The sequence below is a fragment of the Streptomyces sp. NPDC001568 genome, from assembly GCF_042893755.1.
Taxonomy (GTDB): Bacteria; Actinomycetota; Actinomycetes; order Streptomycetales; family Streptomycetaceae; genus Streptomyces.
In genome coordinates, this window is sequence record NZ_JBIAVF010000020.1 from 11821 (window position 1) to 25771 (window position 13951).

The window sequence follows — 13951 nt, forward strand, 5'->3', positions numbered from 1 at the left end:
GATCGCAGGACCGGGCCGCGCGGAGCCGCCTCCCGGCAGGGGGCGCAGGTCGCGAGACCCGCCGGTCAGTCGTTGCCGGGAGGGACGGCGCCGGTCATCTCGGCCAGCACCCTCCGCCGTTCCTCACCGGGACGGGCCCGGAGCGGTCCGGCCAGGCGGGCGCTGTCGTAGCGCCACCGGTGATCGAGGTCCCGTGGGACGGTGTCGGCTTCCCGGAGTTCCGCCCTGGTTCCGAGCAGTTCGGTGAGGTCACGGGCCAGGTCGCGCCAGGAGACGTGGCCGCTGCACGCGTTGGCGACCCCGTGCACGGGCCGGTCCAGGCAGGCGGCGACCGCCCGGGCGAGGGCGGCCGCGTGCACCCAGGCCGCTCCGTACCAGGCGTGTCCGCCGGCGCCGTCACGCGGCAGCTCGATCGGCAGGCCCCGGTGGGCCGATTGGTAGAGCGAGCCGACGGCGCCCCACCGCAGCTGCTCGCGCAGCCGGTCGTGCGCGCCCCAGACGATCGGTGACCGCACGGCGCTCGCGCCCCCGCGACCCCCGGTGCCCGCGGCGCGCAGCACCATGTCCTCGCAGTCGAGCTTGGCCTGACCGTACGGGCTCACGGGCCCGTGGGGCGGCGCCTCCTCGGCGACCCGCTCGGTGCCGGGGTGCCCGTAGGCGTCCACACTGCTGACGAAGACGAACGGGCCGCGCCGCCAGGCGCCGACCATCGCCTCCATCGCCGCGAGGTCCACCTCGTGCCGGGTGAAGGTGCACGCGGCGTGGACGACCGCGTCCGCCCGCGCGACCGAGTCCCGCAGCCCGGCCAGGTCACCGAGGTCGCCCTCGATGACGTCGACGCCCTCGGCGGCGATCAGGTGGGCGGACTCGGGGCGGGCCAGCGCCAGCACGGGGCGGCCCCGGGCGGCCAGTTCGCGTACGACGAACGCACCCACACCGCCCGTCGCGCCGGTGACCAGGACCGTGCCCGGCCGGACCTCCCGGGAGCGGTGGATCGGCCTGCGCGCCGAGCGCGCGGCGTGCTGCCGTGCCGCGCGTGCCTCCAGGAGCGCGGTCAGCGCCCGGGGCGTACGGGCCTGGAGCACGTCGAGGCCCGTGAGCGGCAGCTCGAGTTCCGTGCGCAGCCGTTCGGCGAGTTGCACGGCTTTGAGAGAATGCCCGCCGAGCGCGAAGAAGTCGTCGTGCGGCGATACGGGCACACCGGTGTCGAGCACGGCGGCGAAGGCCGCCTCGACCGCTCCGGCCCGCGCGCCGGACGGTACGGCCGCCACGTCCTGGCCCGGCAGCCGTACCGGGTCGGTCGGCCCACCGGGTGTACGGGGCAGTGAGTCGAGCAGCGTGACCGAGGCGGGCACGACTTCGGGCGGAAGGGACCGGCGCAGCAGGCCCAGCAGTTCGTGGCCGGCCGGGCCGACCCCGTCGCGCAGGACGGCGTAGGCCACGGGCGGCCCCTGCTCGGGCCGGACCACCGCGGCGTCGGCGACCTCCGGGTGGGCGCGCAGCACCTGCTCGGCCGGGTGGGGCCGACCCTCCGGGGCGGTGCCGCGGTCCGGGGAGGGCGGGGCCGCCCGGTCCAGGGGGAGGTCCGGGTCGGCCGCGATCGTCTCCAGCAGGGCCGCGTAGTCCCGTACGGCCGCCTCCGCCGCCGTGGTGTCCAGGGTGTGCGCGTCGTACTGGACGAGCGCCCGGGGGCGCTCGGCGTCGCCCAGGTCCAGACCGTAGGAGAGGGCGAACTTCGCGCCGCCGATGGGGACGTCGACGTACTCGGCGGTCGTGCCCGGCAGCCGCAGCACGGTCGGCGCCCCGAGGACGTCGGAGGTGACGCGGACCAGGGCCGTGCCGTCGCCGCCGCGGGCCCCGGCGCCGAGGCGTTCGAGGACCAGGTCGAAGGGGAGGTGCCGATGGCGCTGGGCTTCGAGGAGCGCCGCGTTCACGCGGCCCAGCAGCCGGGCGAAGGACGGGGCGCCGGAGACGTCCACCCGTACCGGCAGGGTGTTGACGCAGAGGCCGACCAGGCCGCGCATGGTGGATCCGCTGCGGTGGGTGCCCGCCACGCCGATGACGAGGTCGTCGTCGCCGGTGAGACGGTGCAGCGCGGCGAAGGCTGCGGTGAGCGCCACCGCGAAGAGCGTGGCGTTTCGCTCCGCACCCAGGGCGCGCAGCGCCTCGGGCACGGCCGGTGCGAGGAGCACCTCGTGCGCGGCAGCCGGAGTCCCCGCGGCGGCCGGGGCGGGTTCCGACGGCCCGGGCAGGGCGGGCGGGGCCGCGTCCGCCAACTGGGCGCTCCAGTTGTCCAGTTCGGCGTCGAGGCCGGGCAGAGCGTCGTGTTCGCGGCGCGCGTGGTCGGCGTACTGGGGCGGCGGGGTGAGCCCGGTCCGGCCCGTCCCGTCGGTGGCCGCCGCGTAGAGGACGGCGAGTTCGCCGGCCACCGTCTCCAGCGAGGCTCCGTCGATCGCGATGTGATGGAACGTCAGCAGGAGCGTGTGATCCTGCGGCCCGTGCCGCAGCACGAGGGCCCGTACGCAGTCGCCGGCCTCCAGGTCGAACGGGCGGACCGTCTCGCGCCGCAGCAGCTCCGGGGCGTGCGCCGGGTCGGTGTCGACGACGTGGACGGGGACCGTCCGCGGCGTCGGGAGCACCTCCTGGTACGGCTCACCCGCACGTTCCGGATAGCGGGTGCGCAAAATGGTGTGCCGGGCGATCAGCGAAGTGAGGGCGGTGGCCAAGGCGGCCGGGTCGAACGGGCCGCGCAGCCGGGTGGCGAACGGCACGTGGTAGGAGTCGCCGGCGCCGCCGAGCCGCTCCATCAACCACATGCGGTGCTGCGCCCGGGAGAGGGGAACCTGCCCCGCCCCCGTGGCCGGGGGCGCGTCCGTCGTGTCCCGGCCCGTCGTCGTGGCCCGGGCCCGGCGCAGCAGCTCCCGCTGGAGTTGAAGGCGGCCGTCGCCGGCCGCGGACTCGGCGTCAGTGGACATCGGTGGGCTCCGGGGTGGTCTCGGGCTGGAGGTCCGCATGGGCGGCCAAGAGGGCTTCCTCGACCAGCGCCGCCTGCGCGGCGACGGTCGGGGCGGCGAAGAAGTCGGCGAGGGAGAGCTCCACGCCGAGTCCCTCACGCAGGTCCTCGGTCACGACGAGGGCGAGCAGGGAGTGGCCCCCGAGGTGGAGGAACTCGTCCCCGGCACGGGTGACCTCGATGCCCAGTGCCTGGCTCCACACCTCGGCGACGGCCTGCTCCAGCGGGGTCATAGGCGCCTTCGGGCCGTCGCCGGCCGCATGCGCGGCGGCCCGGGCGCGGCCGGCCAGTGCGCGCCGGTCGACCTTGCCGGCCGGGGTCAGGGGAAGCCGGTCCAGCACGCCGATCACGTCGGGCACCAGGTGGGCGGGGAGGACGGCGGCGAGCCGATCGCGCAGCGCCCCGCCGGAGGGCACCGGCCCGGGCGGCGCGACGACGAAGGCCACGAGCGATGCCTCGGCGGTGCCGGAGCCCTCGACGGTGACGACCGCGTCGTCCACCTCCGGCTGCTCGCGCAGGGCGTGTTCGACCTCGGCGGGTTCGATGCGGAAACCGCGTACCTTCACCTGTTCGTCGTTGCGGCCGTGGAACCGCAGGACACCGTCGGGCCGTTGGGAGACGAGATCACCCGTGCGGTACAGCCGTCGGCCGGTGGCGTGATGGTCGACGAACCGTTCGGCGGTGAGTTCGGGCAGACCCGTGTACCCGTGGGCGAGCCTGCTGCCGCCGATCCACAGTTCGCCCCGGTCGCCGTCGGCCACCGGACGGCCGTCGACGTCCAGGACGTGGGCGGTCGCCCCGTGTACGGGCCTGCCGATCGGCACCGGCCCGTCGCAGTCCCGGGCGGTGACCCGGTGGGCGGTCGCGAAGGTGGTGGTCTCGGTCGGACCGTAGCCGTTGACGAGCTCCAGCCAGGGGAAGGCGGTGAGCACCTCCCGGGCCTGCGCGGCGGCCATCGCCTCCCCGCCGACGACGACCGAGCGCAGCTGGCCGAAGACGCGGGAGCGGCGCGCGGCCAGCTGGTGGAAGAGGGCCGTGGTGAAGAACGCCACCGTGACGCCGTGCCGCTCGACGTGCCGGGCCAGGTCCTCCAGGGAGGGGCGCTGCTCGGTGCAGACCACGACCGCGGCGCCGTTGGCGAGCGCGACCCAGACCTCGAACGTCGAGGCGTCGAAGGTCATGGGGGAGTGGAACAGGACGCGGTCGCGGCCGGTGACGGTGACGTAGTCGGGTGCGGTGACCAGCTCGGTGACGGCGCGGTGCGGTACGAGGACGCCCTTGGGGCGCCCGGTGGACCCGGAGGTGAACATGATGAACGCCGGGCCGTCGGGGTCCGAGTCGTCGACCGACCCCCCGGTCGCGAGCGGCTCCTCGGGCAGGGCGAGGACAGGACCGGGCAGGGTTGCCGCTTCCAGCAGTTTGGCGTCGCCGACGGTGAGGGTCACGCCCGCGTCGGCGATCACCGCCTCGGTACGCGGCCGGGGCTGGGCGGGATCGAGCGGCACGCATGCGGCTCCGGCGAGCCAGAGCCCGAGCTGCGCCACGACCGTACGGGACGACCGTGACGTCAGGAGCGCCACGCGGTCGCCGCGGGCCACGCCGTGGGCGCGCAGCCGCGCCGCGAGGGCGCGGCCCGCGCCCAGGAGACCGCCGTAGGTGAGGGTGGTGTCGCCGTCCACGACGGCGAGGGCATCGGGGCTGCGGTCGGCGTGCCGTACGAGCAGCGCCGGCAGGGTGGTCGCCGGCTCGGTGGTCGCCGGCGGAACGGGATGCGGGGCGATGAGCGTCATGTCAGGCTCCTTCCGGCCGCGGGGTCCGGCGCTGGTCGATGAGGGCGGCGAAGGCGCGCAGGTCGGTGCTGCGCAGGAGTTCGGGGGCGCGCACGCGCACGCCGGTCTCGCGTTCGACGGTCTGCAACAGGCGTGCGGCGACGATGGAAGTGCCGCCGGCCGCGCTGAAGTTGTCGCCGAGGCCGGTGTCCGGCCGGCCGAGCAGGTCGCGCACGGTCGTCAGCACGAGACGCTCGCCGGCGGTGACGGCCGCCTCGTGCGGGGACGTGTCCCGGGACGGTGCGGAGCCGTGGGACCGGGCCGCAAGGGCCGGCCGGTCCACCTTGCCGTTGGCGTCGAGCGGGAAGGCGTCGACGATCCGTACGGTGGCCGGGACGGCCTGCTCCGGGAGCCAGGCCCGGACCGCGTGGAGGAGGTCCCCGGGCGCGGGGGCGGCGCCGTCCGCGGGTCGTACGTGTGCCACCAGGCGGCTGTGGCCGGAGCCGTCGCGCACGGTGGTGACGACGGCGCCGCGCACCCGGGGGTCCTGCTCGAAGGCGGCTTCCACCTCGGCCGGCTCGATCCGCACCCCGCTGATCTTTACCTGGTCGTCGAGGCGGCCGAGGAAGTCCAGGCTGCCGTCGGCGTTCATCCGTACCCGGTCGCCGGTGCGGTAGAGGCGGTCGACCCCGGACAGTTCAGGATCCTGCGGGGGAGCGGTGAACCGGCGCGCGGTCAGCTCCGGGTCGAGGTAGCCGAGGGCCAGGCAGTGTCCGCCGACGCGGAGTTCACCGTCCTGGCCGCGGGCGACGGGGCGGCCCTCGGCGTCGGTCACGCACAGGGTGACGCCCGGCAGCGCGGTGCCGATGGGCGGCGGGGCCTGGCTGCCGGCATCCGGGTCCGTGGCGCGCATGCGGTGGGCGGTGGCCAGGACGGTGGCTTCCGCGGGACCGTAGGCGTTGTGGACGGTGGCGGTGACGTCGGCGCCGGGGCGACGGCGCATCCGGTCGCCGCCGACGACGAGGTGACGCAGCCTCAGATCCTGCGGCCACGGACGCTCCAGGAGCGGATCGACGGTCGGAGTGGCCGCTACCGCGTGGGTGACGCCGGCGTCGCGCCACCACTCGGTGAGCACCCCGGAGTCCCAGCGGGTGTCGTCCGGGGCCGGGACGAGGGCGGCTCCCGAGGTCAGGCCCGCCCACAGTTCCAGCAGGTGCGGATCGAAGGCGACGCCGATGAGCAGGGACTGTCGGTCGCCCGGTGCGAGGCCCGTCTCGGCCCGGTACCAGTCGAGGGCGACGGCGAGCGAGGCCTCGGCCACGGCGACCGCCTTGGGACGGCCGGTGGAACCGGAGGTGAGGACGGCGTAGAGGGCGCCCTCCGGGGCGCGCCGGGTGCCGTGGGCGGAGCCGGGGCGGGGGAACGCCGCGACCGCGGCGACGGGGGCGTTGACCCCGTCGGTGGGCAGCGGCAGCGATGTGTGCTCCCCGGTCCGGTGCTCCCCGGGCATGACGCCGGGGTCGCCGATGAGGCAGGAGACGTCGAGGTCCTCGGTGACGGCCCGGGTACGGCGTTCGCCGGGACGCGGACCGAGCGGCAGGTAGACGGCGCCGATCCGGGCGAGCGCGACGGCGGTCACCACCAAGGCGGTGGAGCGGTCGAGACAGACGCCGACCAGGTCGCCGGCTCGGACCCGGTCGCCGAGGGCGGCGACGATCCGGTCGGCCGCCCCGCCGAGGTCCTGGTACGTCCAGGTTCGGGTGGAGTCGATCACGGCGGGTGCCTGCGGGGCGCACCGGACCCGGTCCTCGAAGCGTGCGAGGACGGCGGACGGTTCGGCGGCGGGGCCGTGGGCGACGCTCGGCACGGGCGGGGCCGTGGTGACGGGCGGCACGCCGGGGACGACCTGCGCGGTCGGGTACTGGGTCATCACGACTCCGTGGCGGTGGCGGTGGCGGTGGCGGCGAGGGCCTGGGCCTGGTCGGCGAGGACGGGGTTGCGGAAGAGCGTCCGCAGCGGCGGGCGCGTGCCCAACCGGGGTTCCAGCCAGGCAGCGAGCTCGGCGGCCAGCAGGGAGTGGCCCCCGCTGTGGAAGAAGTGGGAACGGGCGTCGAATCGGCCGTGGCCGAGGACCTGCCGCCAACCCTCCCTGAGCACGGCGGTCATCGGATCGTCGGCGTCGGCGTCGGCGGTCTCGGGTGCGGTCCCGGACGCGGTCCCGGGCGTCGCGGTGGCCTCGGGGTCGAGCGCGGCCGCGCGGCGGGACAGCGCCGCGCGGTCCGGCTTGCCGCCCGGGAGGGTCGGCATCGCCTCCAGCCGGGCCCACCGAGCGGGCACGAGGGGGCCGGGCAGCCGACGGCTCAGCTCGGCGTGCAGTGCCTGCTCGTCGAAGCCCGCCCCGGAGCCGTCCGCCCCGGATCCGCCGGATCCGTCCTCCAGGAAGCCGACGAGGCGGGGCCCGGCCGGGTCCTCCCGGTCCAGTACGACGGCGCAGGAGCGACCGCCCAGCACCGCGGACGCCGTCGCCTCGATCTCCTCCAGCTCGATGCGGTGGCCGCGCAGCTTGATCTGGTTGTCGCGCCGGCCGAGGAAGTACAACAGGCCGTCCAGGCCCCGGTAGCCGAGGTCGCCCGTGAGGTAGACCCGCAGGCCGCCGAGTGCGCCGACGTTCACGAACCGGGCGGCCGTCGCCTCGGCGTTCCCCGGGTAGCCCTCGGCGAGACCGGGCCCGGCGACGGCGAGTTCACCGACCGCGCCGCGGGGCAGCGGGCGGTGGTGGGCGTCCAGGACGAGGATCCGCTCGCCGGGCAGTTCGGTGCCCAGGGGAATCTCCCCTCCCGCGTCGAGGGCGTCCCGGGTCACCTCGTGGACGGTGGAGGTGATGGCCGCCTCCGTGACGCCGTACGCGTTGAGCACGACGGCCCCCGTGTCGGCGAGCACCCCGCGCAACGCCTCCGCGGGAAGGCGCTCGCCGCCGAGCACCAGGAGTCTGGGGGCCCAGCTCCCGTCGCGCAGGGCGGGGCGCAGGTCCTCCCGGGCGGCCAGGAAGTAGCTGGTCGGCAGGTTGGCGACGGTGACCCGGGCGGACGCCAGCAGTTCGGCGAGTTCCCCGCCCGCGGGTACCTCGTGTTCGGGGAGCACCAGGCACGCCCCGGAGTACAGGGTCGGCAGCACCTCCTCCAACGCCACGTCGAAGGACGGCTGGGCGAACATCAGGACCCGGTCGGAGGTGATGAGGCCGAACCGGTCCGCGGCCGCCGTCATATGGTGCACCAGCGCCCCGCGGCCGACGGCGACCGCCTTGGGCGTGCCGGTGGAGCCGGAGGTGTGGATGACGTACGCGGTCCCGGGGAGCACCGCCGCCCCGCGCGCGGGCGGCAGCACGGGCGCGTCGATGCGGGCGGCCGGCAGCGTGCCCGGCAGCTCCGGGGTGCCCTCGCCGGTCAGCACCAGCGCCGGGTCGAGCCGCTCCAGGAGCAGACCGATCCTGGCCGGCGGGTCGGCCGGGGACAGCGGGCAGTAGACGGCGCCCGTCCGCAGGCAGGCGAGCAGAGCGACGACGGAGTCGGTCCCCCTCGGCAGGACCGCGGCCACCGGCCGGCCCGGTGTCACGCCACAGGCGCGCAGCCGGTCCGCGAGGGAGCCGACCCGCTCGTCGAGCTCGCCGTACGTGAGCCGGCGGGCTCCGCAGAGCACGGCCGGCAACGACGGGTGGTGCGCGGCCACCGGGTCCAGCGGATCGCGATCGGCGGCAACGGGCACGGGCTCGGCGGCAGGCTCCGCGACCGCCGGCCCCAGATCGGCCAGAGCGGTCCCGGGGCTGTCGAGGTAGGCGCGCAGCAGGTCGAGGAAGCGGCCGGCGACCAGCCGGGCGACGTCCTCGCCGAACAGGTCGGCGTCGTAGTCCCAGACCAGCGTCATACCGGGCGCGCCGTGTCGCGGGGTGACGCCGCGCCGGTCGTCCGAGAGCAGGACGACATCGAGGTCGAAGCGGGTGGTGCCGGTGTTGAAGCCCTCGAACAGCGTGATGTCGAGGCCCGGTACGTCGATCTCGGGCAGCGGGGCGTCGTGCGCGCTGAACATGACGGAGAACAGCGGGTTGTCGGCGCCGGAGGTGTGCATGCCCAGGGCACGGGTCAGTTCCTGGACCGGCACGTCCTGGTGCGGCAGGGCCCGGATGAGGGTGTCGGTGACCTCGTCCATGACGTCCTGGGCCGGTGCGGCGGCATCCAGTGCGAGCGGCAGCGGGATGGTGTTGACGAACATGCCCACGGCGTCCTCGTAGCCGAGGGGGCGGTTTCCGACGGCGGTGCCGATGACCATCCGGGACCGGCCGCTGTGCCGACGCAGGAGTTCGGCGAACAGCCCGAGGAGCGTGCTGAACGATGTGAGACCGCGACTACCGGCGTGCCCGCGCAGGCGTTCGGCGAGGTCGGCGCCGATCGTCTGGCGCAGCTGCCCGCCGCGGTGCCTGCGGCGGGCGCCGGGGCGGGTGAGGCCGGGCAGCGGCAGGTCGTGCTGCTGGTCGCGCAGTTCGGCCCGCCAGAAGTCGAGGGATTCGGCGGCGTACGAGGGCTCGGATCCGGCCCTGGCGAGGACGTGGTCCGCGTAGGACGAGGCGGGCGGGAGCTCCAGGGCCTCACCGAGGACGTGGGCGCGGTAGACGCGGAAGACGTCGTCGAGCAGGATCGCGAAGGAGTGCCCGTCGTGGATCAGGTGGTGCTCGACGTGGATCAGCCGGTGGTGGAGTTCGGACAGTCGTACGAGCGTCCAGCGGATCAGCGGTGCCTCGAACGTGTCGAGCGGGGTCTGCGCCTCGGTGCGCAGCAGCCGCGCGAAGGCGGCCTCCGGGTCTTCCTCCGCGCTGAGGTCGGCCGTATGCAGCCTCGGCGCGCAGTGCGCTGCGACCCGCTGGTCCGGTACGGACGCGGGGGAGGCGACGAGTTCCAGTCGCAGACCGGGGTGGCGTGCCAGCGTGGCGGCGAGCCCCCTGCTCAGCGCCTCGGCGTCGAGGGTGCCCCACAGGTCCAGCGAGGCGGTGAAGTTGTAGGCGCGACTGCCCGGCTGCATCTGTTCGTGCAGCCAGACGATCTCCTGCGAGGAGGAGAGGGGAAGCATGGGCGATCCCTGAGGTTGTCGGGTCGGGCGTAGGAGCCGGTCACGGTGGTGTCCGGCGGTGGTGCGGGCGGCTCCGCGGGTCGCGCGGCGCCGCTTCGTGCGTGGGGATGCCGTGGGGGAAGGAAGAGCGCGGGTGCGGGGACGGGCCTACCCTGCGGTGTGGTCCGAGCGACGTGGTGCGGGGGAGAGCGCGCGGGTGAGCGCGTCGAAGGCCCGGTGGGCGGCCTCGTCGTCGATCGCCGCCCGGTCCCACACCATCCGTAGGTGGATCTCCGCGCCCCGGGTGACGGAGACGGCGAAGGGGCCGGGGCCCGGGCGGCCGTCGAGGTCCACCTCGCGCCCCTCGACACCGGCCAGGCGCAGCGGCGGGCGGCGCGTGTCGTCGTCGACGGTGAGCAGCCCGTCCAGGCCTCCGGTCCAACCCGAGCCGGCGGCCCGCACGGCGGCCACGACGGCGTCGAACGGTACGTCGGCCCGGTCGAGGTCGTCCCACCACGCGTCGGCCGTCGCTTCCGGGCCGAGCCCGCGGCCGGTGGCGGCCGGGAAGACGAGGGTGTTGAGGAAGCAGCCGACGACCGGCTCCGTGCCCGCGGGACGGCCGCCCCAGGGGTACCCGAGCGGGACCGTGAGGTCCGGGCCGTACAGCTCGCGGGCCGCCGAGCGGCAGGCGTCGAGCAGTCCGGGGAAGGAAACGCCGCCGTCGTGCCCGGGCAGCCGGGCCTGCGCGGCCCCGCTGGGCGCACCACCCCCGGGCAGCCGGGCCGCGCCGCGCGCGGGAGCCCCCGCGCGCAGCGCCCGCAGCCGCTCCGCCCAGTACGCGGCCGCTCCGGGCGTCTCCGCCCGCTCCTCGGCGTCGAGTTGGCGCAGCACCGCCTCACGGTAGGCGGCGGGTTCGGCTTCCGCCCCGGCGGCCTCCCCGTCGTACGCGGCGCCGAGGTCCTTCACGATCCGCGCCAGCGAACGGCCGTCGCAGACGGCATGGTCCAGGGCGATGGCGAGAACGTCCTCGGCCCGCTCCTCGTCGTGCACGAGGAAGAGCCGCAACGGCGGGCCCTGCGCCTCCCAGGCGGCCAGCGCCCGGCGGAGCACATCGCCGGGCGACTCGCCCGGCGCCCGTTCGGGCCGGGTCAGGCGCACCTCCGGCTCGCAGACGCGCAGGACGGGAGTGCCCCGGACGACAGCGGGCCGCGCGCGCAGCGCGGTATGCCGTGCGACGAGCAGGCCGGCCGCCGTCCGCAGGCGTTCGGGGTCGACGGTTCCGTGTGGGAACGCGAAGACCATCGGCACCAGGTCGGGGCGTCCCGACGGGTCCAGCGAACGCACCAGTACGAAGCGTCGCTGCGCTCCGGTGGCCGGGAGCAGGGTGTCGTTCCGGTCGTCGGCGAGACGCCGGAAGCGGGCCATGTACTGACCCGTGATGCTGGGCACGTGATTCTCCGTGTCGTGGTCATCGGTACGTGGTGCGGCAGCTGCCCGTCCGCGTCAGCCGGCGGGGGCGGAGGCCGCCCGTTCCCCTTCCTCGGACGGGAGGGCGCCGTCGTCCTGCGGCCCGGGCAGGTCCCGCATGCGGCGCAGCGGCGAGAGCAGCAGCGGCACGGGGACGCCGAGGATGCCGACGGCGCAACAGATCAGCGCCGTGCGCGTGCCGTAGGACTGGGCGAGGGCCCCGCCGAGGAGCGCGCCCAGCGGCAGGGTGCCCCACATGAGGAAGCGCAGCGTGGCGTTCATCCGGCCGAGCAGCCGGGGCGGGCACATCCCCTGACGGAAGCTGACCTGGGCGACGTTGTAGACGACGGCGCCGAAGGAGACGACCGCCGATCCGGCGGCGAAGAGCGCCGCTCCGGTCGCCCCGTGCCCGGACAGCGGCCACAGCAGCGCGAACGGACCGGTCGCCAGGGCGGACAGCAACATGACCCGGGCCTGTCCCAGCCGGGCCGCGAGGCGCCCGGCGCACAGGGCGCCCAGGAGCCCGCCCACGGCAGAGGCGGAAAGCACCAGCCCGAGCCCGCCGGCCTCCAGCCCGACGACCCGGACGAGGTGCACGGTCTGCGTCGCCATGAGGACGGCCATGGCGAGGTTGGCGAGTCCCGTGGTGAGGGCGATGACACGGAGCAGCGGGTGTCCGAGGATGAAACGCACACCCTCGCCGATCTCCCCGCGCAGAGAGCTCCCGACAACGGGCTCCGGCGCTTCCTCTGTCTGCTTCACACGGGAGAGGAACAGGGCGGAGAGCAGGTACCCGACGGCGTCCACGATGACCGCGAACTGGGCCCCGAGGAGCTGGACGAGTCCGCCGCCGACACCGGGGCCGGTGACCTGCGCGGTGGAACGCACCGTCTCCAGCGCGCCGTTGCCGGCCACGAGCTGGTCACGGGGCAGGATCTGCGGCAGGTAGCTCTGGTGGGAGACGTCGAAGAACACCGTCGCCACGCCGGTCACGAGCGCTACGGCGTAGAGCTGGGCCATGGTCAGGGCACCGGCGAGCGCGGCAGCGGGAATGCTCGCCATGGCCGAGGCGCGCACCAGGTCCGCACGGATCATCAGGGGCCGCTTGCGCATGCGGTCGGTGAGCGCCCCTGCGGGCAGCCCGACGAGCAGGAAGGCGGCCGTCTCCGCGGCGGTCAGCAGGCCCACCTGGAAGGCGGGCGCGTCGAGTTCGAGGACGGCCACCAGGGGCAGCGCCACCAGCGTCACCTGGGCACCGAACTGTCCGGTGGCGGCGCCCGCGAGCAACAGCCGGAAGTCACGCAGGCGTAAGGGGCCGTTGGTGGCAGCGGCTCGGTTTGTGTCGGACATGTGAAGGACACTCACCGATCCATCCGTCGGGAGTCAAAGCAAACCTGTCACTTTCGGACGTATTTGACGGCCCAACAGCCCCTCCTCGAAAAAATCTTCGTACCATCCCGGGTGTCACCGCGTGAATTCCTGTGAGCGAGGCGGTCGGCGAGAGGCGGTCGGGCCAAGGGGTGGCCGAAGCAGGGACTTGGGGCAGGATTGATGCGCCCTACCCTGAGTAACCGCTCCCACCTGACCGAAAAAGCACATCCGTGGTCACGAAGTACCGGAACCCTTCATTCCGTCCGCTATGCGAACGCCCACGCGTGAGCACGCCGCCTCGCGGTCGGCGCCCTGGATGCCGACCGCTGACGCACGGCACTGCATCGCCTGGTCGCAGGACGGACCTCCTGCCCCGTGGGGAAGGGGTCCATCGGGCTGACCCTGCCGAGCACCGCGGGTGTCACGGGGATGAGGTAGGCGCATGTAACGGCGCAGCGGGTGATCGGCGGAGATCAAGCCGCTGCCGAGCGGTCCTTGGGTCGGCGAGAAGACCTCACGGCGCCCATCTACGACTGCCACCGCGCAGTACGGACAGACCGACGGCCCGCCGTGCTGCGGCGAGAAGAACACCGTCCGCCCGGTGACGACGGTCAGCGCATCGCTCCCGCTCGATTCCCCGAACCTGGTCGCCTGCTCCCACCGCGGCCAGGACCGCAATGCGGCAGCCCCGCGATTCCCTCGCCCACCAGCCACGCCGCCACCCGCTATCGGTGGGCCTGCTCTGTGCCCGGTGTTGCCCAGCGAGTCGTTGTCGACGAGGGCGGACGGCCGCCTGGCTGTGTCGTGGGTTCCTCGATGGTGCCCGTCAGGAGGCATGAGATGCACGGCGCTCACACACCACGAGGAGACCAGCGTCGTACTCTTCCGCGGGTTGCCTCTGAACGCGCTCCCGGGTAGGTCGAGTGCGGACGCCGACGGTCAGCTGTCAATCGGAACCTGTACGGGGGTGGGGCCGGTCTCGGATCCCGGCAGCGCTGCCCTGTGTCAAGTGGATGCTTCAGTCGATCTGTCCCTGGGTGATGACCTGGATTTCGTTGGTCTCCTCGTTACGCACCCGGTACACGGCATGCGGTCCCTCGTCACGGACTTCCTCGATCCGCCCCTTCTGCGGATCGGGCCGCCCATCGTGAAACGTAATGTGATCGTTCTCGCCGTACGGCATGTGCCCTCCGGTGAAGCCATGGCGTCTCGCGATGTGAGTGAGGCACTGCGG

Annotated in this window: 7 protein-coding genes; all 7 read right to left on the reverse strand. The window is 74.6% G+C overall.

Annotated elements, in window-relative coordinates; all coding sequences use genetic code 11:
* Positions 1–65: 65 nt before the first annotated feature.
* The 7 genes from ACFY0I_RS31150 to ACFY0I_RS31180 all read right to left on the reverse strand — a co-directional run bounded on the left by ACFY0I_RS31150 (position 66) and on the right by ACFY0I_RS31180 (position 13900).
* Complete coding sequence (locus ACFY0I_RS31150) at positions 66–2975, reverse strand: condensation domain-containing protein (protein ID WP_388902026.1); 2910 nt, start codon at positions 2973–2975, stop codon at positions 66–68.
* Positions 2965–4803, reverse strand: a complete 1839-nt coding sequence (locus ACFY0I_RS31155; protein ID WP_388902028.1) for an amino acid adenylation domain-containing protein — start codon at positions 4801–4803, stop codon at positions 2965–2967. The genes ACFY0I_RS31150 and ACFY0I_RS31155 overlap by 11 nt, the downstream gene beginning before the upstream one ends.
* Position 4804: 1 nt before the next feature.
* A complete protein-coding gene (locus ACFY0I_RS31160; RefSeq protein ID WP_388902030.1) occupies positions 4805–6712 on the reverse strand; it encodes a non-ribosomal peptide synthetase in 1908 nt (635 codons plus the stop codon).
* Positions 6712–9900, reverse strand: coding sequence for an amino acid adenylation domain-containing protein (locus tag ACFY0I_RS31165; RefSeq protein ID WP_388902032.1), 3189 nt, complete (start codon positions 9898–9900; stop codon positions 6712–6714). Before ACFY0I_RS31165 ends, ACFY0I_RS31160 begins: the two co-directional genes overlap by 1 nt.
* A gap of 147 nt (positions 9901–10047) precedes the next feature.
* A complete protein-coding gene (locus tag ACFY0I_RS31170; protein WP_388902033.1) occupies positions 10048–11328 on the reverse strand; it encodes a condensation domain-containing protein in 1281 nt (426 codons plus the stop codon).
* A gap of 54 nt (positions 11329–11382) precedes the next feature.
* Complete coding sequence (locus ACFY0I_RS31175) at positions 11383–12696, reverse strand: MFS transporter (protein ID WP_388902035.1); 1314 nt, start codon at positions 12694–12696, stop codon at positions 11383–11385.
* 1039 nt (positions 12697–13735) lie between these two features.
* A complete protein-coding gene (locus tag ACFY0I_RS31180) occupies positions 13736–13900 on the reverse strand; it encodes a hypothetical protein (protein ID WP_388902037.1) in 165 nt (54 codons plus the stop codon).
* Positions 13901–13951: the final 51 nt, after the last annotated feature.

What these genes read in the sequence shown, in the direction of transcription:
- ACFY0I_RS31155 (WP_388902028.1), bottom strand. Translation starts at nt 4,803, where the DNA reads ATGACGCTCATCGCCCCGCATCCCGTTCCGCCGGCGACCACCGAGCCG.
- ACFY0I_RS31180 (WP_388902037.1), bottom strand. Translation starts at nt 13,900, where the DNA reads ATGCCGTACGGCGAGAACGATCACATTACGTTTCACGATGGGCGGCCC.
- ACFY0I_RS31160 (WP_388902030.1), bottom strand. Translation starts at nt 6,712, where the DNA reads ATGACCCAGTACCCGACCGCGCAGGTCGTCCCCGGCGTGCCGCCCGTC.
- ACFY0I_RS31150 (WP_388902026.1), bottom strand. Translation starts at nt 2,975, where the DNA reads ATGTCCACTGACGCCGAGTCCGCGGCCGGCGACGGCCGCCTTCAACTC.
- ACFY0I_RS31165 (WP_388902032.1), bottom strand. Translation starts at nt 9,900, where the DNA reads ATGCTTCCCCTCTCCTCCTCGCAGGAGATCGTCTGGCTGCACGAACAG.
- ACFY0I_RS31175 (WP_388902035.1), bottom strand. Translation starts at nt 12,696, where the DNA reads ATGTCCGACACAAACCGAGCCGCTGCCACCAACGGCCCCTTACGCCTG.